Genomic DNA, 24118 nt, shown 5'->3' on the forward strand with positions numbered 1-24118 from the left:
GTCCACCACCCCGGCGGGCCCGCTCCGTTTCCGCGTCTCACGCGTCCTGACTCACCACGTGGCGCGCACCTGGCGGATGATCCGCCGGCGCAGCCGCACCTTGCGGCTGCCGTCGCGCATCAGGCGCAGTCGGTCCAACTCCCAGTGTCCGTACTCGGCATGGTCCGTCAGCAGACGTGTGGCCTCCTTGCGGGACACCCCGCGAGGCACATGCACGTCGACAAATTCGTATTCCGGCATCGCATCTATTGTGCGGGCTGGTGCCCGGTACGGATAGCGTCTGCACTATGTCTGATGCTGCGCAGCCCACCGCTGCCGAGGTACGCGCCGCCGCCGAGGCGATCAAGACCGCGCTCGACCGTCACCTTGCGGCTGTCGAACGCAGGTCGGGGGAGGACGACCCGGCCGTCTACGAGGCCTTCAACCAGCTGGCCGCCGCCGCCGAGGTGTACGACGAGCTGCTCTACGACCGCTACGACGAGGTCACCCCCTTCGAGATCCCCGGTGCCGAGGACGCCCTGCCCCCGTACGCCGGTCCCGAGGAGCCGAACGCGATCAGCGTGCTGATCCGCCGCGACTACGCGGTGGCGGAACCCCAGCGGCTGCTGGCGCAGGCCCAGCGGGTCGAGGCGGCGGAGTACGAGCTCGTCGGCGCGGCGGACGACGAGGGCGCCGGCACGGTCCCCGGGGCGCTGGGCATCCTGTTCGGCGAGTTCGAACCGGACGAGATCGCCTCCCGGCACAAGGAGTTCGGCCTGGAGGAGGGCGACTCCACGCTCTGGGTCACCGCCGCCGACGAACCGGCCGAGCCCGGCGAGTGGCTGGAGGCGCCGTTCGAGCAGGTCGATCCGCAGCGGGTCGTGTGCAGGTTCGACGTGAGCGCGGTCTTCGACGAGGACGTCTCCGACGGCATCGACGAGGAGGACGAGCTGGAGTTCGACGGCATCAGCGACGAGGACGAGGATCTGGAGTCGCTGGACGCCGACCGGTGAGGCGGGCGGCGGTGCCGTAAGGGCCGAGGGCCGAGGCCCCTACGGCACCGCGTGACTGCGCCATTGCGGCGTGACGCCGCCCCGCCGGACAAGCCCCGCCGCACCAGTCCCGGCGGGCAAGCTCCGGCGGACGAGGCGAGCCGGTGTCAGCCCGCCGCCGGGACCTGGGCGCGCAACAGGGTCCCCAAGCGGGTCGTACGAGGCTTGGCCAGGGTCTGCGCCACCGCCTTCGCGAGCGCCTGATCCACCCCGTGGACCACGGAGAGATGGCGCTCCGCACGGCCGAACGCGGTGTACACCCACGGTCTGCTGAGCGTCTGCGCGGCGTCACCGGGGAGGACCGCGACGACGGCGGGCCAGCGGCTGCCCACCGCCTGGTGCGCGGTCAGCGCCCAGCCGTGCCTGACGGCACCCTCCACCCGCTCGCGCGGTACGACCACGGGGGCGCCCGCGCACTCCAGGTGCAGCCCCTCCGCGTCGGCCCTCACCACCCGGCCCGGCACCGTACGGCCCGGGGCGGGGGAGTAGACGATCCGGTCGCCGGGGTCGAAGCCGCCGAAGCGTCCGGGGCCGGGGTTGAGGCGCTCCTTGAGGGCGGAGTTGAGGGCCCGGGTGCCGGCGGCGCCGCCGTGGCCCGGGGTGATCACGACGGTCTGCTCGGGCGGCACGCCGATCGCCCGCGGCACCGAGTCCGCGACCAGCTGCACGGTCCGGTGCACGGCCTCTCCCGCGTCCCGCACCGGCACGATGACGATCTCCTTGCCGGGCGCCTCCACCTGGTTCAGCTCGCCGATGCCGATCCCGGAGACCAGTTCGCCGACGGGGCCCGGGTCGGGTGTGCGGGAGGCGATCTGTGGGCAGGCGCGGGCCGCCAGGAGGTCGGCGAAGACCCGGCCGGGCCCGGCCGACCACAGCACCGCGGGATCGCCGCTGAGCAGCAGCCGCGCCCCGTCGGGCAGTGACTCCACCAGCATCGCGGCGCTCTCCACGTCGAGTTGGGGCGCGTCGAGGACGATCAGCAGATCGAGGTCCAGGGCGCCTTCCGCGTCCCGGCCGGGGCCCTCGGCACCGGAGAGGACACCGGCGACGGTGCCGACGGACGGCTCGGTGCCGGGCCCGGAGCCGCCGGCCGGGGACTCGCCGGTGTCGCCCAGCAGCGCGGTGAAGCGGTGGCGGCCGTCCGGAGTGTGGCAGGCGGCGAAGGCACGCAGACCGGCCGCACGGGCGGCGGACAGCACCGCGGCCGGTTCGGCACGGGCCGCCTCGCCGCCGGTGTGCAGCACCAGGCCGTTGCCGGCAAGGGCCCGGACCAGCTCGGCCGCCCCGTCCGGGACCCGGCCGGCGGTCGCCGACCAGATCTGCGCGCTCTCCTTCGACAGGGAGTTGACCAGGCGGGCCAGACCGTCGGCGAGGCTCTCCTCGGCGAGCGCGTACCGCTCCAGGCCGACCAGGACCCGGACCGGCCGCTCCGCCTCGCCGTCCTCGCCCGCGCCCTCGTGTTCGCCTGCGCCCTCGTGCTCGTCGGCGCCCGCCTGGCGGGCCGGGGCGCCGGGCTCGTCCAGGGCGTCCTGGAAGATCAGCGCCTCGCCCTCCGCGAGCGCGCTCTGCACGGCCGCGTCCGCGTCCGGCACGGACCGCTGGGTGAGGGCCGCGGTGAGCGCCGGCAGGTCCAGCGCGGTGTGACCGGCCAGCCCGGCCTGCTCCAGCAGCCACACGGTCAGGGCGCTGCCCCGCCGCTCGTCGTCCGGACCGCAGGCCGCGCCCAGCAGCGCCCGCGCGAACCCGTCGGCCTGGTCCGGCCGTACCCCGGTGACCCGCAGCAGTTGCCAGGGGTCCTCCCGCAGCGTGCGGTCGGCGCCTTCGCCGAGCGCCGCGGCGACCTGCGGTGCCAGCGCCTCGGGCGCGCCACCCTCGGCCAGCACGCGTCGTACGGCGTCGACCGCCTCCGGGGCGGGGCCGCTCGGCGCGGCGGCGGCCGGGGCGGGCCGGGGGGCGTGCGTGGAGGTGGGCGTGGGGGTAGGCGTGAGGGTGGTGGGCTGCGGCGCGGCGCGGCGCGGGGCCGGCTCGGGCGTGGCGACGACCGAGGTCACCGGCTTCTTGCCGCCCTCCACCGCCCGGACGGCCGCGAGCAGGTCGGCCGCCGTGCCGCTCAGTTTCGTACCGCTCTCGATCGGGGCCTTCCTGTCGGCCTTGCGGCGCTCGATCCGCTCCCGCTCGACCTGCTGCGCGACCAACTCGGCCTGCGCCTCGGAAACCTGCCCGGAGCCGCCCTCGCCGGCGCTCCCGGCTCCCTCCGCCGCTCCATCCCCGTGGGTGTTCCCGGCTCCCTGCGCGGAACTGTCAGCGCCCGCGGAGTTGTCCCCGTCGGCGTTCCCGGCCCCCTGCGCGGAACTGTCACCGTCCGCGGAGCTGCCCCCGTCGGCGTTCCCGGCCTCTCGCCCGGAGCCGCCCTCGCCGGCGCTCCCGGCCCCTTCCGCCGCTCCATCCCCGTGGGTGTTCCCGGCTCCCTGCGCGGAACTGTCAGCGCCCGCGGAGCTGCCCCCGTCGGCGTTCCCGGCTTCCTGCGCGGAGCTGTCACCGTCCGCGGAGTTGTCCCCGGCGGTGTCCTCCGGCGCCGTGGCTCCGGTCTCGTCGGGTTCGGCGGCCGTATCCGCACGGCTCTCCTCGGGTGCCGTCTCCTCTCCGGCGGCCTGAGGGGGCTTCGAGGACTCCGGCGTACCCGGCCCGGCTTTCTCCGTGGTCTCCGGCTCCGTGCTCACAGCGTGCTCCAGTCGTGATCGGGATAGCGGTGCACGGGCGCCGACACGTCGTCGAGGGCCCGGCAGATCTCGTCAGGAAGACTAAGGGCCTCCACTGACATCGCGGCCGTGAGCTGCTGCGCGTTGCGCGCGCCGACGATCGGCGCGGCCACTCCGGGCCGGTCCCGGACCCAGGCGAGGGCCACCTGGAGCGGGGTGACCGCGAGCCCGTCGGCGGCCGTGGTCACCGCGTCCACGATGCGGGTCGCGGTGTCGTCCAGATACGGCTCGACGAACAGCGACATGTGCTCCGAGCCGCCGCGCGAGTCCGGCGGGATGCCGTGCCGGTACTTGCCCGTCAGCACGCCCCGGCCCAGCGGCGAGGAGGGCAGCAGGCCGACGCCCAGGTCGAGCGCGGCGGGCAGCACCTCGCGTTCGACGCCGCGCTGCAGCAGCGAGTACTCCAGCTGCGTACTGGCCAGCCGGGTGCGGGTGCCCGGCGAGGCCAGCTGCCAGGTGGCCGCCTTGGCGAGCTGCCAGCCGCAGAAGTTGGAGACCCCGGCGTACCGGGCCCGGCCGCTGCTCACGGCCAGGTCCAGCGCGTGGAGCGTCTCCTCCAGCGGGGTGACGGGGTCGTACGCGTGGATGTGCCACAGGTCGACGTGGTCCGTGCCGAGCCGGGCCAGGGAGGCGTCCAGGGCGTCCAGCAGATGGCCCCGGGAGCCGTCGAAGCGCCGGTCGGGGTCGGGCACACTGCCCGCCTTCGTGGAGATCACCAGATCCCGGCGCGGCACGAGCCCGTCCATCAGCTGTCCCAGCAGATACTCGGCCTGGCCGTCGCCGTACACGTCGGCGGTGTCGACGAGCGTGCCGCCGGCCTCCCAGAACGCCTTCAGCATGTCCGCGGCGTCGTGCTCGTCGGTGTCCCGGCACCAGGTGAGGGTGCCGAGTCCGATCCGGGACACGCGCAGGCCGGTACGGCCGAGATGCCTCTGCTCCATGTTCGCGAGATTACTGGCCATGGCTGCTGCCGTGGGTTGCCTGTGGACAACCGACGCGCTCGCGCGGGCGGGGGACTCCCCGGGGGAGAGGCAGGGCGTTCGCGAGTCGGGGGTGGGCGGGAAGCCTCCCGCTCGCTAAGGTCTCGGCCAACGGACATTACTCACGGGTAAGGGGATCGGCCATGAAGCTCGGGATCAACCTCGGCTACTGGGGCGCGGGGATGGACGCGGACAATCTGGCCGTGGCCCAGGAGGCCGAGCGGCTGGGCTACTCGGTGTGCTGGGCCGCCGAGGCGTACGGCTCGGACGCGGCCACGGTGCTCAGCTGGGTCGCCGCGAAGACGGAGCGCATCGACGTCGGTTCGGCCATCTTCCAGATCCCGGCCCGCCAGCCGGCGATGACCGCGATGACCGCGGCGACCCTCGACACGCTCTCCGGTGGCCGCTTCCGCCTCGGGATCGGCGTCTCCGGCCCGCAGGTCTCCGAGGGCTGGTACGGCATCAAGTTCGACAAGCCGCTGTCGCGCACGCGCGAGTACGTGGAGATCGTGCGCAAGGCGATGGCCCGCGAGCGGCTGACGTACGAGGGCGAGCACTGGACGCTGCCGCTGCCCGGCGGGCCGGGCAAGCCGATCAAGCTGACCGTGCAGCCCGTGCGCGAGCACATCCCGCTCTACATCGCCGCCATCGGCCCCAAGAACCTTGAGCAGACCGGCGAGATCGCCGACGGCGCGCTGCTCATCTTCCCCTCCGCGGAACACCTGGAGGAGACCACCGTCACGTACCTGCGCGCGGGCCGCGAGAAGGCCGGCAAGACCCTCGACGGGTTCGACGTCTGCCCGACCCTGCCCCTGGCCCTCGGCGACGACAAGGACCTGTCCCGGCTCGCCGACACCTTCCGCCCCTACACCGCGCTGTACGTGGGCGGCATGGGCAGTCTCAAGCAGAACTTCTACAACCGGCTCGCCCGGCGCATGGGTTACGAGCAGGAGGCCGCCGAGATCCAGGAGAAGTACCTGGCCGGTGACAAGGAGGGCGCGGCCGCCGCGGTCCCGCAGGACCTCATCGACAGGACCACCCTGCTCGGCTCGGTCGACCGCATCGCCGACCGGATGAAGGCCTACGCCGCCGCCGGCGTCACCACCCTCAGCCTCGCCCCGGCCGGCTTCGCCCTGGAGGAGCGGCTCGCCTCCCTGCGGGCCGGCGCCGAGGCCCTGGAGCGGGCCGGACTCGCGTAAGAGCTTCAGCGGCCGTGGTGGGGGCTCGGGGGTCTTCCCCGCCACGGCCGTCACGCAGAACAACGCGCCAGGACCCGCGCGGTTACGACCCCCGCACTCCTCCTTTCGGCCGAGCGGCTCCGCACAGCTGTTGCGTCCCTCTATCTCCGCATTTGGACTGTTCTTTGCGGACCACCGCACGCGGACTGCCGCACATGGCACGCCGCACACGGACTGCCGCACATGGCACGCCGCACACGGACTGCCGCACATGGCACGCCGCACGCGGACCGCCGGCGGACACGGACCGCCGCACGCGGACCGCCGGCGGACGCGGACTGCCGCACGCGGACCGTCGGCGGACGCGGACTGCCGCACGCGGAACGCCGCAGGGAGGAGCACACGATGCTTTCGGCCAGGAGTCTGTTCCAGGAGATCCTCGACAACGACGCCTCCTTCCGGCTCTTCTGCTCCATCGCGGCCAGCGGGGAGTCCCAGGGCGGCTGGGAGAACGGGCGGATCGCCGCTCTGGTCCCGCGCAGCGAGGCCGCGCTCGCACCCAAGATCGCCCGGCACGGGGCCGACGAGGACAAGCACGGCCGGATCTTCGGCGCCCTGCTGCGCAAGCGCGGACTGAGACCCGTCGACGTACCGCCGGACACCGACTACACGATGCTCCTGGAACGCCACGGCATCGGCCTCGCGCACGAGAGACTCAAGGCCGACCGGCCGCTGACCGTGCAGGACATCGTCACCTACCTCGCCCACAGCCGGGTCACCGAACAACGCGCCTGCGAGCAGATGGAACTGCTGCGCAGGCACTTCGGCGACCACCCCGACATCGGCCGCGCCGTACGGATGATCGCCCACGACGAGGACAACCACCTCGCCTACTGCCACGAGGAACTCCTCCGCTTCGCCCGCGCCGGCCACGGCCGCGCCATCCAGCGCACCCTGCGCGCGTGCGCGCTCGCCGAGATCCGGGTCTACCGCGACGTCAGCCTCGCCGTCATGGCCCACATGGGCCGCACCCTCGGCTGGTCGAAGGCCCGCTCGGCCGTCCTCACGGCCGCGATCCACGCCCTGTACGCCTACGAGCGCCTCGGCGGCTGGCGCCGCATGGTGAGCCTGCGCATGCCCGAGCACCGCGACGCCCTCGGCGGACCCGCCACCCCCGCACCCGAACTCGTCTGAGCCTCGTCCGGGCCCCGCTCACAGCCAGCCGCGCCGCTTGAACGTCTGGTACAGCAGCACCTCGAGACCGGCCATCAGCAGGATCACCGCCGGGTAGGACCACAGCCAGTGCAGTTCGGGCATGTGGTCGAAGTTCATGCCGTAGATGCCCGCGATCATCGTGGGAACGGCGGCCATCGCCGCCCAGGCGGAGATCTTCCGCATGTCGTCGTTCTGCCGCACGCTCATCTGCGCCAGATGCGCCGCCAGGATGTCCGACACCAGCCGGTCCAGGCCCTCCACGGACTCGTTCACGCGCGCGAGATGGTCGTTCACGTCCCGGAAGAACGGCCGCGCCTTGTCGTGCACGAACGGCACCCCGATGCCGATCGGACCGGTCGCGCCCAGCCTGGTCAGCGGCACCACCAGCGGCACGGTCGCCCGGCGGAACTCCAGGACCTGCCGCTTGAAGTTGTAGATACGGGACGCCGTGTGGCGGGTGCCGCCGCGCTCCGGCTGGAACACCTCGGCCTCCAGCTCCTCCAGGTCCGTCTGCAGCTCCGTCGCCACGTCCAGGTAGTGGTCGACGGTGGTGTCGGAGATCGCGTACAGCACCGAGGTGGGACCCGTGGCCAGCATCTCCGGGTCGTCCTCCAGCCGGTGCCGCACGGCGGCCAGCGGCGAACCCTCGCCGTGCCGCACGGTCACCACGAAACAGTCGCCGACGAAGACCATGACCTCGCCCGCCGAGACCCTGTCGCTCTCCGGCTCGTACCACACCGGCTTGAGGACCATGAACAGCGAGTCGTCGTACACCTCCAGCTTGGGCCGCTGGTGCGCCTTCAGGGCGTCCTCGACCGCCAGCGGATGCAACGCGAACTCCCGCGTGACCAGGTCGAACTCGTGCGCCGACGGCTCGTAGAGACCGATCCACACGAACCCGCCCGCCGCCCGCGCCTCCTCCAGTGCGTCGGACAGGTCCTCCGGACCCTCGGAGCGGCGACCGTCCCGGTACACCGCGCAGTCCACGATCACGGAGCGTATTCTCCTCCCCGCCGACCCCGGACGCATGTCGTGAAGCGCTTACGCTGGGCCGCATGCCCACGCTGATCCTCGTCCGGCACGGACGCTCCACCGCCAACACCTCGGGCGTGCTCGCCGGCTGGACGCCGGGCGTCGCCCTGGACGAACGCGGCGTCGCGCAGGCCGCCGCGCTGCCCGGACGGCTCGCCGGGCTGCCCCTCGCCGAGGTCGTCGCCAGCCCCCTGCAGCGCTGCCAGGAGACCGTCCGGCCCCTGCTGGAGGCCCGGCCCGGACTGCGCGCCCACACCGAGGAGCGGATCGGGGAGTGCCACTACGGCGACTGGTCGGGACGCAAGCTCGCCGAGCTGACGGACGAGCCGCTCATGGAGGTCGTCCAGGCCCACCCGTCGGCCGCCGCGTTCCCCGGCGGCGAGTCCATGCGCTCCATGCAGGCCCGCGCCGCCGAGGCCGTACGCGAGTGGAACGCGCGCGTGGAGCGCGACCACGGCGCCGACGCGCTGTACCTCATGTGCTCGCACGGTGACATCATCAAGTCCCTCGTCGCGGACGCACTCGGACTTCATCTCGACCTCTTCCAGCGGATCTCCGTGGAGCCCTGTTCCGTCACCGCGATCCGCTACACCCGCCTGAGGCCCTACCTCGTCCGCCTCGGCGACACCGGCGACTTCGCCTCCCTCGCACCGCGCGAGACACCCCCGGAGGGCGACGCACCGGTCGGTGGCGGTGCGGGAGCACCGTGATCGTCGGCCGCAGTAGGGTGAAGCGACCCACCTCGTCGCACCCCCGCATGGCCAGCACTGCCGAAACCCTCGATTCCCATGGAGACAGGACGTGTCCCGTCAGGTGTACCTCTACGATCCGCCGGACCGCTTCGTCGCCGGCACGGTCGGGCTGCCCGGGCGCCGTACGTTCTTCCTCCAGGCCACCGCAGGCCCCCGGGTGACCAGCGTGGCCCTGGAGAAGACCCAGGTCGCCGCACTCGCCGAGCGCATGGACGAACTGCTCGACGAGGTCGTACGGCGTAGTGGCGGCAACGCCGCCGTCCCGGCCGTCGCGCCCACCGAGATCTCCGACTCGGCCCCGCTGGACACCCCCATCGAGGAGGAGTTCCGCGTCGGCACCATGGCCCTCGCCTGGGACGGCGAGGAGCAGCGCATGATCGTCGAGGCCCAGGCCCTCGTGGAGCTGGACGCCGAGACGGAGGAGGACCTCGCCGAGGCCGAGGAGCGGCTGCTCCAGGACGAGGAGAACGGACCCCCGATGCTGCGGGTCCGGCTGACCGGTGCGCAGGCCAGGGCCTTCGCCAAGCGCGCCCTCGACGTCGTCAACGCCGGGCGGCCGCCGTGCCCGCTGTGCAGCCTCCCGCTCGATCCGGAAGGACACGTATGTCCGCGCCAGAACGGATACCGCCGCGGAGCGTGACGGCCGCCGACCCGGAGGCCGACGCCGACGCCGCCTTCGCCGAACTCCTCACCCGCGGTGAACTGACCGTACGCGGCCGGATCCGCGAGGCGTCCAACGCGGCGCTGTTCTGCGCGATCACGTACGACGGCCGGGACGCCACGTGCGTGTACAAGCCCGTGGCCGGGGAACGCCCGCTGTGGGACTTCCCCGACGGCACCCTGGCCGGCCGCGAGGTCGCCGCCTACGAGGTCTCCGAGGCCACCGGCTGGGGTCTCGTGCCCCCCACCGTGCTGCGCGAGGGCCCGTACGGCGAGGGCATGTGCCAGCTGTGGATCGACGTCGCCGCCGAGGCGGAACTCCTCGCCCTGGTGGACGGCGAGGAACCGGAACCGGGCTGGAAGGCGATCGGGTTCGCCGAGGTCGGCGAGGGCCGCACCGCGCTGCTCGTGCACGCCGACGACGAACGGCTGCGCCGGCTCGCCGTCCTCGACGCCGTGATCAACAACGCCGACCGCAAAGGCGGCCACCTGCTGCCCACCGCAGGGGGCCGGCTGTACGGCATCGACCACGGGGTCACCTTCAACGTCGAGAACAAGCTGCGCACGCTGTTGTGGGGGTGGGCGGGCGAGCCCCTGACCGAGGAGGCCGTCGAGGTGCTGAAGGGCCTCAGGAAGGGCCTCTCGGACGGCGGCGAGCTGTCCGCCCGGCTGACCCCCCTGATCACCCCCGCCGAGATCGACGCCACACGCGCGCGTGTGGAGGCGCTGCTCACGCTGGGGGTGCACCCGGAGCCGAGGGGGGAGTGGCCGGCGATCCCCTGGCCACCGGTGTGAGGGCGAGGGTGTGAACCCGTCGCTGTGAGCACACCGGTGTGAGCACACCGGTGTGAGCGCACCGGTGTGAACCCACGGTGTGAGCGCACCGGTGTGAACCTGCTGCTGTGAACGCATCGGTGTGAACCCGTTGCTGTGAACCCACCGATGCGAGCGCGACGACGTGAACCCGCTGGTGCGAGTGCACGGTGTGAACCCGTCGGTGTGAATGCCTGCTGTGAACCCGCCGGTGTGAGCGCACAGCTGTGAACTCACTGGCGTGAACCCGCCGGCGTGAACCTGCTGTGAACCCGCCGGTGCGAGCGCACGGCTGTGAACCCACCACTGTGAACCGACCGCTGTGAACCGACCGCTGTGTGCGCCCCGCAGGGTGAACGCACCGGTGGGGCACGGCCTGCACAAGAAGCGCGACCGCACAAGACCGCCCGACCGGCCATCCGGCCCGATCCCGTTCGTATACGCGACTCGCCGCCGGGTTAGGCTCATGTACATGCATGCCTGGCCCGCTTCCGAGGTCCCCGCCCTGCCTGGTCAGGGCCGCGACCTGAGGATCCACGACACCGCGACCGGCGGCCTCGTCACCCTCGACCCCGGTCCCGTCGCCCGTATCTACGTCTGCGGCATCACGCCCTACGACGCGACCCACATGGGTCACGCGGCGACCTACAACGCGTTCGACCTCGTTCAGCGCGTGTGGCTCGACACCAAGCGGCAGGTCCACTACGTCCAGAACGTCACCGACGTCGACGATCCGCTCCTCGAGCGCGCGGACCGGGACGGCGTCGACTGGGTCGCCCTCGCCGAGAAGGAGACCGCCCTCTTCCGCGAGGACATGACCGCCCTGCGGATGCTCCCGCCCCAGCACTACATAGGCGCCGTCGAGGCGATACCCGGCATCGTCCCGCTCGTGGAGCGGCTGCGCGACCTCGGCGCGGCCTACGAGCTGGAGGGCGACATCTACTTCTCCGTCGAGTCCGACCCGCATTTCGGCCAGGTGTCGAACCTCGACGCCGCCGCCATGCGGCTGCTGTCCGCCGAGCGCGGCGGCGACCCGGACCGTCCGGGCAAGAAGAACCCGCTCGACCCGATGCTGTGGATGGCCGCCCGTGAGGGCGAGCCCAGCTGGGACGGCGGCTCCCTCGGCCGCGGCCGGCCCGGCTGGCACATCGAGTGCGTGGCCATCGCCCTCGACCACCTCGGCATGGGCTTCGACGTCCAGGGCGGCGGCTCCGACCTCGCCTTCCCGCACCACGAGATGGGCGCCTCGCACGCCCAGGTGCTGACCGGCGAGTTCCCGATGGCCAAGGCGTACGTCCACGCCGGCATGGTCGCCCTGCACGGCGAGAAGATGTCCAAGTCCAAGGGCAACCTCGTATTCGTCTCGCAGCTGCGCCGCGACGGCGTCGACCCGGCCGCGATCCGCCTCGCGCTGCTCGCCCACCACTACCGCTCCGACTGGGAGTGGACCGACCAGGTCCTGCGGGACGCCGTGGACCGGCTCGGGCGCTGGCGCGCGGCCGTCTCCCGGCCCGACGGCCCGTCCGCGGACGCGCTGGTCGAGGAGATCCGCACGGCCCTCGCGAGCGACCTCGACGCGCCCGCCGCGCTCGCCGCCGTGGACCGCTGGGCGGCCCGGCAGGAGACGGAGGGCGGCACCGACACCGGCGCCCCCGGCGTGGTCTCCCGGGCCATGGACGCACTGCTGGGAGTAGCTCTCTAGACGCAGCGGGGAACCGCGCCCCCGAAGGGGCGCGGGGAACTGCGCGGCCGGCCACGACGGCGCGGCAGACGACCCGACGCGGAAGGGGCGGTTCCCGACAGGGGAACCGCCCCTTCTCCGTGTTCCGGTCCTCGGAGGTTCTCCGTGTTCCCGTTCTCGGAGGCGCCGAGCGCGCTCAGTCCTCCGAGCTGTCCTGGTCCTCGCCCCTCGCGTCCTCGTCCTTCGCGTCCTCGCCCCTCGCGTCCTCGCCCCTCGCGTCCTCGCCCTTCGCGTCCTCGCCCTTCGCCTCGTTGCCCGGCGAACCGCCGGAGGCATCCGGCTTCGGCGGGCGGTTGCGGCCACCGCCGGGCGTGTCCCGACGGAAGGAGCCGCCCTCACCGCCGTCCGCCGTGGCGTGCCCGCCGGGCGGGTTGCCGTCCCGGCGCCGCAGGTACCGCTCGAACTCGCGGGCGATCGCCTCCCCGGACGCCTCCGGCAGCTCGGCCGTGTCCAGGGCCTCCTCCAGCGTCTGCACGTACTCGGCGACCTCGCTGTCCTCGGCGGCCAGCTGGTCCACACCCACCTGCCAGGCGCGCGCGTCCTCGGGCAGCTCACCCTGCGGGACGCGCAGGTCGAGCAGGTCCTCCAGACGGTTGAGCAGCGCCAGCGTGGCCTTGGGATTGGGCGGCTGGGAGACGTAGTGCGGGACCGCCGCCCACAGCGACACCGCCGGGACCCCGGCGTGCGTGCAGGCCTCCTGCAGGACACCGACGATGCCCGTGGGGCCCTCGTACTTGGTCTCCTCCAGGTCCATCCGCTGGGCCAGGTCCGGGTCCGACGTGACCCCGCTGACCGGCACCGGACGCGTGTGCGGGGTGTCACCGAGCAGGGCGCCCAGGATGACCACCAGCTCCACGCCCAGCTCGTGCGCGAACCCGAGCAGCTCGTTGCAGAACGACCGCCAGCGCATGGACGGTTCGATGCCGCGCACCAGGACCAGGTCGCGCGGCTTCTCGCCGCCCACCCGGACCACCGACAGCCGTGTCGTGGGCCAGGTGATCTTGCGCAAGCCGCCGTCCATGAACACCGTGGGGCGGTTCACCTGGAAGTCGTAGTAGTCCTCGGCGTCGAGCGCCGCGAACACCTCGCCCTTCCACTCGCGTTCCAGATGCGCGACCGCCGTGGAGGCGGCGTCGCCGGCATCGTTCCAGCCCTCGAACGCGGCCACCATGACTGGGTCGATCAGCTCGGGAACCCCCTCCAGCTCGATCACCCAGTGCCTCCTTCCGACGTGCCCTCGCTTGACGTTCCAACCTACCGCGTCCGGCGGGGGCGCCCGCAGCCCCCTCGGCCGGGGGATGCCCGGATCACTGCCCCGATCACCGGGCCGGAACACTCCTTGCCGACGGGGAGCCCGACCCGTTCCTCGAGGGGTTTCACAGACTGCTGCGCAGCCACTGCTCGACGCTCGCGATGTGCACGGTCGCCCAGGAGCGGGCCGCCTCCGCGTCCCGGTCGCGCAGCGCGGCGAGGATCGCGCGGTGCTCGCGCAGGGTGCGGCCGACCGCGTCCTCCTGGGTGAGCCCCCGCCAGACCCGGGCCCGGGTCGTGGGCCCCGACAGACCGTCCAGCAGCGAGCACAGCACCGAGTTGCCCGCGCCGCGCACGATGCCCCGGTGGAACTCCAGGTCGCTCGCGACCAGTTCCTCCACCGACGGTTCGGCGCCGAGCGCGTCCAACCGGGCCGACAGCGCGTCCAGTTGGGTCTCGGTGATGTGTGAGGCGGCCAGCGCGGTCGCGGCCGGCTCCAGGATGCGGCGCACCGCGAGGAACTCCAGCACCGTGTCGTCGCGGTGGAAGTCCACGACGAAGCTCATGGCCTCCAGCAGCAGTTGCGGGTCCAGGCTGGTCACGTACGTGCCGTCGCCCTGCCGTACGTCCAGGATCCGGATCAGCGACAGCGCCCGCACCGCCTCCCGCAGGGAGTTGCGCGACAGCCCCAGCGCGGCGGCGAGTTCGCTCTCCTTGGGCAGCCGGTCCCCGGGCCGCAGCGCACCGGAGACGATCATCGCCTTGATCTTCTCGATCGCCTCGTCGGTGACCGCCATGACCGCCCTCCCCGCCGCCCAGACATCCGATGTCTGAGCACATTATGCGGCCGCCCCGCCGGACCACTCCCCGTCTCCCGGCGAGGCCGGCCGTCGGGTCTACTTCCTGCCGTCGGGTCTACTTCCTGTCGAGCAGGTCCTGGACCCCGGCCCGGACCTCGTCCGTGGCCAGGCCCCGGATCGTCAGGGTCGTACGGCGGCGCAGCACGTCGTCCGCCGTCTCGGCCCACTCGTGGTCGCGGGCCCAGACGACCTGCGCCCAGATCTCCGGGGCGTCCGGGTGGACACGCCCGGCCAGCTCGGGGCGCTCGTTGGCGATGCGGGCGATGTCGAAGGCCAGGGAGCCGTAGTGGGTGGCCAGGTGCCTGGCGGTGTCGGCGGCCATGCGCGGGCCGGGCGCCGGGTGGTCCACCAGGAGGCGGTGGGCGACCGCGCGCGGGTTGGCGACGCCGGGCAGCGGCAGCTTCTTCGGCAGCGAGGAGACCGGCTCGAAGTCGTCGCCGAGCGGATGCCCCGGCAGCTCCTCCAGCTTCTTCAGCACCGTGCGCCCGATGTGCCGGAAGGTGGTCCACTTGCCGCCGGCGACGGACAGCATCCCGCCCCTGCCCTCGGTCACCACCGTCTCCCGCTTGGCCTTGGCGGTGTCTCCGGGACCGCCCGGCAGCACGCGCAGGCCGGCGAAGGAGTAGGTGATCAGATCCCGCCGCAGCTGCTGGTCCCGCACGGAGAACGCGGCCTCGTCCAGGATCTGGGCGATGTCCTTCTCGGTGACCGAGACGTCCGCCGGGTCGCCCTCGTACATCTCGTCCGTGGTGCCGAGCAGCAGCATGTCCTCCCAGGGGAGGGCGAACGTGATGCGGTACTTGTCGATCGGCGTGGCCAGCGCGGCCTTCCACGGGGAGGTGCGCTTCAGGACCAGATGCGCGCCCTTGGACAGACGGATGGACGGGGCGGCGCCCGGGTCCTCCATCTTCCGCAGGTGATCGACCCAGGGGCCGGTCGCGTTCAGCACGAGACGGGCGTCCACACCGAACTCGTCCCCGGATATCCGGTCCCGCAGCTCCGCGCCCGTGACCCGGCCCCGGGTGAAGCGCAGGCCGGTGACCTCGGCGTGGTTCAGCACGACCGCGCCCGACTCGACGGCCGCGCGGACCGTCATCAGCGCCATGCGCGCGTCGTTCATCTGGTCGTCGCCGTACACGGCCACGGCCTTCAGGTTCTCGGTGCGCAGCTCGGGCACGTCCTGCGCCGCCTTGGCGGGGGAGAGCAGGTGGCCGACGCCGTCACCGAACGCGGAGAGCGCGGAGTAGGCGAAGACGCCCGCGCCCAGCTTCGCCGCGCCGTGCGGCCCGCCCTTGTACACGGGGAGGTAGAACGTGAGCGGGTTCGCCAGGTGGGGGGCCACCTGCCGGGAGACCGCACGGCGCTCGAAGTGGTTCTCCGCCACCAGCTTCACCGCGCCGGTCTGCAGATAGCGCAGACCGCCGTGGAGCAGCTTGGAGGAGGCGGAGGAGGTGGCGCCGGCGAAGTCGCCGGCGTCGACCAGTGCCACCCGCAGGCCGGACTGCGCGGCATGCCAGGCGGTGGAGATGCCCAGGATGCCGCCGCCGATCACAAGAAGGTCGTACGACGCCTTGGCGAGCTGCTCCCTGGTCTCGGCGCGGCTCGGGTTGGAGCCTGAGGCCGGGTGCGTGCCCAGGGCAGGTACGGACTGCAGGGTGGACTGACTGGTCATGTCGGGTACTTACTCCTCGTCAGAGATGTCCGAGCCGTCTGGCGGCGCTCAGCTCTCGTCCTCGATCCAGCCCATGGTCCGGTCGACGGCCTTGAGCCAGTTCTTGTACTCACGGTCGCGGGTCTCCGCGTCCATGCGGGGGGTCCACTCGGCGGCCCGGCGCCAGTTGGCGCGCAGTTCGTCGGTGCTGGACCAGAAGCCGACGGCGAGGCCGGCGGCGTAGGCGGCGCCGAGGCAGGTGGTCTCGGCGACCATCGGGCGCACCACAGGTGCGTCGAGAACGTCGGCGAGGGTCTGCATCAGCAGGTTGTTGGCGGTCATGCCACCGTCGACCTTGAGGGCCACCAGCTCGTCACCGGAGTCCTTGACCATGGCGTCGGCGATCTCCCGGGTCTGCCAGGCGGTGGCCTCCAGGACGGCGCGCGCGAGGTGCGCCTTGGTGACGTACCGGGTCAGGCCGGCGATCACACCGCGGGCGTCGGAGCGCCAGTGCGGGGCGAACAGACCGGAGAAGGCCGGCACGAAGTAGGCGCCGCCGTTGTCCTCGACGGAGAGCGCGAGCGTCTCGATCTCGGCGGCGGTGGAGATCAGGCCCATCTGGTCACGCATCCACTGCACCAGGGAGCCCGTGACGGCGATCGAGCCCTCCAGGGCGTACACCGTCTGCTGGTCGCCGATCTTGTAGCCGACGGTGGTCAGCAGACCCGCGTACGAGTTGATGATCTTGTCGCCGGTGTTCATCACCATGAAGGTGCCGGTGCCGTAGGTCGACTTGGTCTCGCCCTCGGCGAAGCAGCACTGGCCGAACAGGGCGGCCTGCTGGTCGCCGAGCGCGGAGGCGACCGGGATGCCGCCGAGCAGATCGCCGAGCGCGCCGCCGGTGACCTCGCCGTAGACCTCGGCGGAGGAGCGGATCTCGGGCAGGATCCCCAGCGGCACGCCGATCGACTCGGCGATCTTCTCGTCCCACCGCATCGTGTGCAGGTTCATCAGGAGGGTGCGGGAGGCGTTGGTGACGTCGGTGACGTGCCTGCCGCCGTCCACGCCACCGGTCAGGTTCCAGATGACCCAGGTGTCCATGGTCCCGAAGAGGATGCCGCCCGCCTCGGCGCGCTCCTTGAGGCCCTCGACGTTGTCGAGCAGCCAGCGGGCCTTGGGGCCGGCGAAGTAGGACGCCAGCGGCAGGCCGGTCTCGCGGCGGAAGCGGTCCTGGCCGACGTTGCGGCCCAGCTCCCTGCACAGGGCGTCGGTGCGGGTGTCCTGCCAGACGATCGCGTTGTGGACGGGCTCACCGGTGTTCTTGTCCCACAGCACGGTGGTCTCGCGCTGGTTGGTGATGCCGATGGCCTTGATGTCGTCGCGGGTGATGCCGGCCTTCTGGACGGCTCCGGCGACGACCTCCTGGACGTTGGTCCAGATCTCGTTGGCGTCGTGCTCGACCCAGCCCGGCTTCGGGAAGATCTGCTCGTGCTCCTTCTGGTCGACGGAGACGATACGGCCGTCCTTGTCGAAGACGATGCAGCGCGAGGAGGTCGTTCCCTGGTCGATGGCCGCGATGAACGGGCCTGCGGTGTGGGCGTCGGTCACTGTGTGCTCCTGAGAGGTCCGTGGTGAGGGGCTGTACGTACGGCGCGTACCGGAAGACTCGGCTTGTTCGAGCGGCTTCTCAAGCAAAGGCGACGTTGTAGATGCCCGCAGCGATGGCGCCGCCGATCAGCGGACCGACGACCGGGACCCAGGCGTAGCTCCAGTCGGAGCCCCCCTTGTTGGGCAGCGGCAGCAGCGCGTGCACGATACGCGGGCCCAGGTCACGGGCGGGGTTGATCGCGTACCCCGTGGGGCCGCCGAGCGAGAGACCGATGGAGACGACGACGAGCGCGGTGATCAGGGCGCCCAGGGGGCCCAGGCCGTTGCCGTTGTCGTTCAGGCCCTGGGTGAGGACCGCGAGCACCAGCACCACGGTGCCGATGATCTCCGTGGCGAGGTTCTGCACCGCGTTGCGGATCTCCGGACCGGTGGAGAAGATGCCGAGGACCGGGCCGGCGCCCTTTTCCTCGGCCTCGACGGCCTTGGCCGTCGTGGCCTGTGCGCCCGGACCGCCGACGATCTCCCTGTCGGTGAGGTGCGCCTGGAACTGGCCGTAGTACGCCAGCCAGACCAGGGTGGCGCCGATCATGGCGCCGAGCAGCTGACCGCCCCAGTAGACGGGCAGGTCGCCGAAGTCGTTGTCCTTGATCGCGAGCGCGAGCGTCACGGCCGGGTTCAGGTGGGCGCCGGACAGCGGCGCCGAGGTGTAGACGGCCGTCAGAACGGCGAAACCCCACCCGAAGGCGATGGCGAGCCAACCGGCGTTACGGGCCTTGGAGGCCTTCAGCGTCACGGCGGCACAGACACCGCCGCCGAGCAGGATGAGTATGGCGGTACCGATGGTCTCGCCGATGAAGATGTCGGAGCTGGACACCCGCGACTCCTTTGTCCTTCGTCCAGGGAAACCGAACCCCGGGTCCCTCCGGGGGTTCTGGCGCCCTCGGGGGTGAGAGCGATACCGGTCCTTGGCGTTGTCACACTCTAGCGCGTATTGCCGGTAGGTGTTCGACAATGCCGACCGATGGACGGGAGTCTTGCTTTGGGGTTACGTGCGAGTCAAGAGTTCGGTTATCGAAAACAGGATCGTTATTGATCGCTGTTTCCTATCGCTCTCCGTGGATGGGCGGGTGATATCGCCTTATATGTCTATTTCAGGGTATGGCGAGAGCCAGGGCGCCGCTTCGCGTCCCGGTCGTTGGCTGGTACATCGGTTGTCGTTCGCGGATGAATCGGTCGTGCCGCGGGCGAATCGGGGTCGGTCATGCCGCTGGACGGTCGGAATCAGCCACGCGGCGGACGCGCTGGAATCGGCCACGGTGTGGGGGAGGTGGGGGTCGGACGCGGCGGGGGTGAGCCGGGGGCGGTCACGGTGAGCGAGGCTGGGGCGGTCATGGTGTGAGTGAGCCGGAGTGGGGCACGTGTGGCTGAGGCGGGGTCGGTCGTGCCACGGCTGGGCCGACCGCGACGGGGTACGGGCGGTCAGTCCGTCGCTACTCGCCGGGCATCGTTACTGGCTGGCCAGCGCTACTCGCCGGGCCACTGCTGCTCGTGGGTCAGCGCTGCTCGCCGGCCGGCGCTGCTCGCCGCCCACCGTCCGCCGCCCGACCTTCAGAAGCGGCCCGCGCCCAGGTCCCGGGAGACCGCTCGGGCGCAGTCCCGTACCGCCGCGATCAGTTCCGGGCGCACCTCGTGACGGACCTCGCCGTCCCGGCACACCCGCTCCACGGCGCCCGTGATCCCCACCGCGCCCACCGGCATGCGCCGCCGGTCGTGGATCGGCGCGGCGATCGACGCCACGCCCTCCCAGGTCTCCTCCACGTCCGCCGCGTACCCACGCGCGCGCGTGACGTCCAGGAGGTGCTCGAAGTCCTCCGCCGCGCACACCGTGCGGTCCGTGAAGGGCTTGCGGTCGGCCTCCAGCGCCTCGCTGTGCGCCACCGGGTCGTACGCGGAGAGCACCTTGCCCAGCGCCGTGGAGTGCAGCGGCTGCATCGCCCCGATCTCCAGCACCTGCCGGCTGTCGTCCGGCCGGAAGACGTGGTGCACGATCAGGACGCCCTGCTGGTGCAGGACGCCCAGGTACACGCTCTCGCCGCTGGACCGGGCCAGGTCGTCCGTCCACACCAGGGCCCGGGCGCGCAGTTCGTGCACATCCAGATAGGTGGTGCCCAGGCGCAGCAGCTCCGCGCCCAGTTGGTAGCGGCCGGAGGCGTCGTCCTGCTCGACGAATCCCTCCGCCTGCAGGGTGCGCAGGATGCCGTGGGCGGTGCCCTTGGCGAGGCCCAGCGACGAGGCGATGTCCGAAAGACCGAGCCGCCGCTCGCCGCCCGCGAGCAGCCGCAGCATGGCCGCCGCCCGTTCGAGCGACTGGATGTTCCGTGCCATCGCCGTCCTGCCTCCGTCCCCTTCGATCACCACCGAACCGGCTCGATCTCATGCCGTTCGGCAATGCCGAACACTACCGGTCCATGCCGACCTCCCGCCAATGGCCGGACGGTGCCTGTCCCTTCGCACGGCACCTTGCCGCTCGCGCGACACCTTTCCGCTCACACAACGCCGTGCCGCTCACACAACGCCGTGCCGCTCACACAACGCCGTGCCGCTCACACAACGCCGTGCCCCTCACACGACACCGTGCCGCTCGCACAACGCCGTGCCGCTCACACAACGCCGTGCCCCTCACACAACGCCGTGCCCCTCACACGACACCGTGCCGCTCGCACAACGCCGTGCCGCCCATACGACACCGTGCCGCGAGACGACCCGGGCCCGCGTCAGGCGCCCCGGCCCCCCGCTCCCCCCGATCCGCCCGGGTTCCGCCATCCGCGTCCGCCTCGTGGACGCCGGTGCCCATCCAAGCCCACACCCGGTTACCCTGACGCCGTGCCCCTCGCCAGGTCCTTTGGGAGAGGGCGCATAGCCGACAGCCGTCGCATCCCAGGGAGCCCCTTCATGGCCTCGTCGCCAACGACCCCTTCCGCCGACAGCCGGACCCGTGTGTCCGCGCTCCGAGAGGCGCTCGCCACCCGTGTGGTGGTCGCCGACGGAGCCATGGGCACCATGCTCCAGGCGCAGGACCCCACCCTTGAGGACTTCCAGAACCTCGAGGGTTGCAACGAGATCCTCAATGTCACCCGCCCCGACATCGTCCGCTCCGTCCACGAGGCGTACTTCGCCGTGGGCGTCGACTGCGTCGAGACGAACACCTTCGGGGCCAACCACTCCGCGCTCGCCGAGTACGACATCCCCGGCCGGGTGTACGAGCTGTCCGAGTCCGGCGCCCGGGTGGCCCGCGAGGTCGCCGACGAGTTCACCGCCAAGGACGGCCGAGCCCGCTGGGTGCTCGGCTCCATCGGCCCCGGCACCAAGCTGCCCACCCTCGGCCACGCCCCCTACACCACCCTGCGCGACGCCTACCAGCGCAACGCCGAGGGCCTGGTCGCCGGCGGCGCCGACGCCCTCCTGGTGGAGACCACCCAGGACCTGCTGCAGACCAAGGCCGCCGTGCTCGGTGCCCGCCGGGGCCTGGACGCCCTCGGCCTGGACGTGCCGGTGATCGTGTCGGTCACCGTCGAGACCACCGGCACCATGCTCCTCGGCTCCGAGATCGGCGCGGCCCTGACCGCCCTGGAGCCGCTCGGCATCGACATGATCGGCCTGAACTGCGCCACCGGCCCGGCCGAGATGAGCGAGCACCTGCGCTACCTCGCCCGCAACTCGCGCATCCCGCTGTCCTGCATGCCCAACGCGGGCCTGCCCGTCCTCGGCAAGAACGGCGCCCACTACCCGCTGACCGCTCCGGAGCTGGCCGACGCCCAGGAGACCTTCGTCCGCGAGTACGGCCTCTCCCTCGTCGGCGGCTGCTGCGGCACCACCCCCGAGCACCTGCGCCAGGTCGTCGAGCGCGTCCGGGACCTGACCCCCGGCGAGAGGCAGCCGCGCCCCGAGCCCGGCGCCGCCTCCCTCTACCAGACCGTCCCCTTCCGCCAGGACACCTCCTACCTGGCCATCGGCGAGCGGACCAACGCCAACGGCTCCAAGAAGTTCCGCGAGGCCATGCTGGCCGGCCGCTGGGACGACTGCGTGGAGATGGCGCGCGAGCAGATCCGCGAGGGCGCGCACATGCTCGACCTGTGCGTGGACTACGTGGGCCGCGACGGGGTCACCGACATGGAGGAGCTGGCCGGCCGCTTCGCCACCGCCTCCACCCTGCCGATCGTGCTCGACTCCACCGAGGTCGACGTCCTCCAGGCCGGCCTGGAGAAGCTCGGCGGTCGCGCGGTCATCAACTCGGTCAACTACGAGGACGGCGACGGCCCCGAGTCCCGCTTCGCGAAGGTCACCCGGCTCGCCCGCGAGCACGGCGCCGCGCTGATCGCGCTGACCATCGACGAGGAGGGCCAGGCCCGCACCCCCGAGAAGAAGGTCGAGATCGCCGAACGCCTCATCGACGACCTGACCGGGAACTGGGGCATCCTCGAGGACGACATCCTCATCGACACCCTCACCTTCACCATCTGCACCGGCCAGGAGGAGTCCCGCGGGGACGGCATCGCCACCATCGAGGCGATCCGCGAGCTGAAGAAGCGGCACCCGGCCGTGCAGACCACGCTGGGCCTGTCCAACATCTCCTTCGGCCTCAACCCGGCCGCCCGTATCCTGCTGAACTCCGTCTTCCTCGACGAATGCGTCAAGGCGGGCCTGGACTCGGCGATCGTGCACGCCTCCAAGATCCTGCCGATCGCCCGCTTCAGCGAGGAAGAGGTGCAGACCGCCCTCGACCTCATCCACGACCGCCGCAGCGAGGGCTACGACCCTCTCCAGAAGCTCATGCAGCTCTTCGAGGGCGCCACCGCCAAGTCCCTCAAGGCCGGCAAGGCCGAGGAACTCGCCGCCCTCCCGCTGGAGGAGCGCCTCAAGCGCCGCATCATCGACGGCGAGCGCAACGGCCTGGAGGCCGACCTCGACCTCGCGCTGAGCGAGCGCCCCGCCCTCGACATCGTCAACGAGACCCTCCTGGACGGCATGAAGGTCGTCGGCGAACTCTTCGGCTCCGGCCAGATGCAGCTGCCGTTCGTGCTCCAGTCCGCCGAGGTCATGAAGACGGCCGTCGCCTACCTCGAACCGCACATGGAGAAGTCGGACTCCGAGGGCAAGGGCACCATCGTGCTGGCCACCGTGCGCGGCGACGTGCACGACATCGGCAAGAACCTCGTCGACATCATCCTGTCCAACAACGGCTACAACGTCGTCAACCTGGGCATCAAGCAGCCCGTCTCCGCGATCCTGGAGGCCGCCGAGGAACACCGGGCCGACGTCATCGGCATGTCCGGCCTCCTCGTCAAGTCCACCGTGATCATGAAGGAGAACCTGGAGGAGCTGAACCAGCGCGGCCTCGCCGTCCGCTTCCCGGTCATCCTCGGCGGCGCCGCCCTCACCCGCGCGTACGTCGAACAGGACCTGCACGAGATCTACGAGGGCGAGGTCCGCTACGCCCGCGACGCCTTCGAGGGACTGCGCCTCATGGACGCCCTCATCGGCGTCAAGCGCGGCGTGCCCGGGGCGCAACTGCCGGAACTGAAGCAGCGCAGGGTGCGGCCCGCGGCGGCCGTCGAGGTCACCGAGCGCCCCGAGGAGGGCCACGTCCGCTCCGACGTCGCCACCGACAACCCGGTGCCCGCCCCGCCGTTCTGGGACACCCGCGTCATCAAGGGCATCCAGCTCAAGGAGTACGCGAGCTGGCTGGACGAGGGCGCCCTGTTCAAGGGGCAGTGGGGCCTCAAGCAGGCCCGCACCGGCGACGGGCCGACGTACGAGGAACTCGCGGAGACCGAGGGCCGCCCCCGGCTGCGCGGCCTGCTCGACCGGCTCCAGACGGAGAACCTCCTGGAAGCGGCCGTCGTCTACGGCTACTTCCCGTGCGTGTCCAAGGACGACGACCTGATCATCCTGGACGAGCAGGGCAACGAACGCACCCGCTTCACCTTCCCGCGCCAGCGCCGTGGCCGCCGGCTGTGCCTGGCCGACTTCTTCCGCCCGGAGGAGTCGGGGGAGACCGACGTCGTCGGCCTCCAGGTCGTCACCGTCGGCTCACGCATCGGCGAGGAGACCGCGAAGCTCTTCGCGTCGGACTCCTACCGCGACTACCTCGAACTGCACGGCCTGTCCGTGCAGTTGGCGGAGGCACTGGCCGAGTACTGGCACGCACGCGTCCGCACCGAACTCGGCTTCGGCGGGGAGGACCCCGCCGACATCGAGGACATGTTCGCCCTGAAGTACCGCGGCGCCCGCTTCTCGCTCGGCTACGGCGCCTGCCCCGACCTGGAGGACCGGGCGAAGATCGCCGAGCTGCTCCGGCCGGAACGGATCGGTGTCCACCTGTCCGAGGAGTTCCAGCTGCACCCCGAGCAGTCCACGGACGCGATCGTGATCCATCATCCGGAGGCGAAGTACTTCAACGCCCGCTGAGCCCTCCGGGGGTTCGGCAGGGGTGCGGTGTCGCCGGGTGCGGGTCTGTGGGGGCTGGTCGCGCAGTTCCCCGCGCCCCTTTGGGGTGACGGCCCTGGGGGTGAGATGGGCTTGTGCCT

At 71.8% G+C, this 24118-nt stretch carries 18 protein-coding genes; 8 read left to right on the top strand and 10 right to left on the bottom strand.

Going from position 1 to position 24118, the window contains the following annotated elements; genetic code table 11:
* Window positions 1-51 precede the first annotated feature (51 nt).
* Window positions 52-240 (bottom strand): DUF5703 family protein, encoded by a 189-nt coding sequence (locus ACGFYV_RS00420; protein WP_393876095.1) that lies wholly within the window; start codon window positions 238-240, stop codon window positions 52-54.
* 47 nt (window positions 241-287) lie between these two features.
* Between ACGFYV_RS00420 and ACGFYV_RS00425 the strand changes: the two genes are divergently transcribed.
* The gene (locus ACGFYV_RS00425) at window positions 288-992 is read left to right on the top strand and encodes a hypothetical protein (RefSeq protein WP_393876096.1); all 705 of its coding nucleotides are present in this window, start codon (window positions 288-290) and stop codon (window positions 990-992) included.
* A 146-nt stretch (window positions 993-1138) separates the two neighbouring features.
* Here ACGFYV_RS00425 and ACGFYV_RS00430 read toward each other — a convergent pair whose 3' ends face one another.
* Entirely contained in the window at window positions 1139-3751 is a 2613-nt protein-coding gene (locus ACGFYV_RS00430) for a helix-hairpin-helix domain-containing protein (RefSeq protein WP_393876097.1), read from the bottom strand.
* Window positions 3748-4731 carry an aldo/keto reductase gene (locus ACGFYV_RS00435; protein ID WP_393876098.1) on the bottom strand — a complete coding sequence of 328 codons (984 nt, stop codon included), beginning with the start codon at window positions 4729-4731 and terminating at the stop codon, window positions 3748-3750. The genes ACGFYV_RS00430 and ACGFYV_RS00435 overlap by 4 nt, the downstream gene beginning before the upstream one ends.
* A gap of 182 nt (window positions 4732-4913) precedes the next feature.
* On the opposite strand from ACGFYV_RS00435, the gene ACGFYV_RS00440 reads away from it, so the two are divergent.
* The gene (locus ACGFYV_RS00440; RefSeq protein WP_393876099.1) at window positions 4914-5969 is read left to right on the top strand and encodes an LLM class F420-dependent oxidoreductase; all 1056 of its coding nucleotides are present in this window, start codon (window positions 4914-4916) and stop codon (window positions 5967-5969) included.
* 384 nt (window positions 5970-6353) lie between these two features.
* Window positions 6354-7142, top strand: coding sequence for a ferritin-like domain-containing protein (locus ACGFYV_RS00445; RefSeq protein ID WP_393876100.1), 789 nt, complete (start codon window positions 6354-6356; stop codon window positions 7140-7142).
* Window positions 7143-7160: 18 nt separating this feature from the next.
* Here ACGFYV_RS00445 and corA read toward each other — a convergent pair whose 3' ends face one another.
* A complete protein-coding gene (gene corA / locus ACGFYV_RS00450) occupies window positions 7161-8156 on the bottom strand; it encodes a magnesium/cobalt transporter CorA (RefSeq protein WP_393876101.1) in 996 nt (331 codons plus the stop codon).
* A 62-nt stretch (window positions 8157-8218) separates the two neighbouring features.
* Here corA and ACGFYV_RS00455 point away from each other — a divergent pair, with 62 nt between their 5' ends.
* The 4 genes from ACGFYV_RS00455 (at window position 8219) to mshC (ending at window position 12122) form a co-directional block, all read left to right on the top strand.
* Window positions 8219-8905, top strand: coding sequence for a histidine phosphatase family protein (locus tag ACGFYV_RS00455; protein WP_393876102.1), 687 nt, complete (start codon window positions 8219-8221; stop codon window positions 8903-8905).
* Window positions 8906-8996: 91 nt separating this feature from the next.
* A complete protein-coding gene (locus ACGFYV_RS00460) occupies window positions 8997-9587 on the top strand; it encodes a DUF3090 domain-containing protein (RefSeq protein ID WP_393876103.1) in 591 nt (196 codons plus the stop codon).
* Complete coding sequence (locus ACGFYV_RS00465; RefSeq protein ID WP_393876104.1) at window positions 9551-10402, top strand: SCO1664 family protein; 852 nt, start codon at window positions 9551-9553, stop codon at window positions 10400-10402. Before ACGFYV_RS00460 ends, ACGFYV_RS00465 begins: the two co-directional genes overlap by 37 nt.
* A 490-nt stretch (window positions 10403-10892) precedes the next feature.
* Complete coding sequence (mshC, locus tag ACGFYV_RS00470; protein WP_393876105.1) at window positions 10893-12122, top strand: cysteine--1-D-myo-inosityl 2-amino-2-deoxy-alpha-D-glucopyranoside ligase; 1230 nt, start codon at window positions 10893-10895, stop codon at window positions 12120-12122.
* A 175-nt stretch (window positions 12123-12297) separates the two neighbouring features.
* Here the strand turns inward: mshC and ACGFYV_RS00475 are convergent, their stop codons facing one another.
* From ACGFYV_RS00475 to ACGFYV_RS00500, 6 genes are all read right to left on the bottom strand, one after another.
* Window positions 12298-13374 (bottom strand): PAC2 family protein, encoded by a 1077-nt coding sequence (locus ACGFYV_RS00475; protein WP_393876106.1) that lies wholly within the window; start codon window positions 13372-13374, stop codon window positions 12298-12300.
* Window positions 13375-13537: 163 nt separating this feature from the next.
* The gene (locus ACGFYV_RS00480; RefSeq protein WP_393876107.1) at window positions 13538-14209 is read right to left on the bottom strand and encodes a FadR/GntR family transcriptional regulator; all 672 of its coding nucleotides are present in this window, start codon (window positions 14207-14209) and stop codon (window positions 13538-13540) included.
* Between the two features lie 118 nt (window positions 14210-14327).
* Window positions 14328-15944, bottom strand: a complete 1617-nt coding sequence (locus ACGFYV_RS00485) for an FAD-dependent oxidoreductase (protein WP_393876108.1) — start codon at window positions 15942-15944, stop codon at window positions 14328-14330.
* 48 nt (window positions 15945-15992) lie between these two features.
* The gene (gene glpK / locus ACGFYV_RS00490; protein ID WP_393876109.1) at window positions 15993-17531 is read right to left on the bottom strand and encodes a glycerol kinase GlpK; all 1539 of its coding nucleotides are present in this window, start codon (window positions 17529-17531) and stop codon (window positions 15993-15995) included.
* A 79-nt stretch (window positions 17532-17610) separates the two neighbouring features.
* A complete protein-coding gene (locus ACGFYV_RS00495; RefSeq protein ID WP_393876110.1) occupies window positions 17611-18405 on the bottom strand; it encodes an MIP/aquaporin family protein in 795 nt (264 codons plus the stop codon).
* A gap of 734 nt (window positions 18406-19139) precedes the next feature.
* Window positions 19140-19916: an IclR family transcriptional regulator gene (locus ACGFYV_RS00500; protein WP_393876111.1), complete on the bottom strand. Its 777-nt coding sequence runs from the start codon at window positions 19914-19916 to the stop codon at window positions 19140-19142.
* Between the two features lie 567 nt (window positions 19917-20483).
* Here ACGFYV_RS00500 and metH point away from each other — a divergent pair.
* Complete coding sequence (metH, locus tag ACGFYV_RS00505) at window positions 20484-23999, top strand: methionine synthase (RefSeq protein ID WP_393876112.1); 3516 nt, start codon at window positions 20484-20486, stop codon at window positions 23997-23999.
* The last annotated feature ends 119 nt before the right edge of the window (window positions 24000-24118 follow it).

Origin of the sequence: Streptomyces sp. NPDC048297 (assembly GCF_043201585.1) — a bacterium.
In the GTDB taxonomy this organism is placed as follows: Bacteria; Actinomycetota; Actinomycetes; order Streptomycetales; family Streptomycetaceae; genus Streptomyces.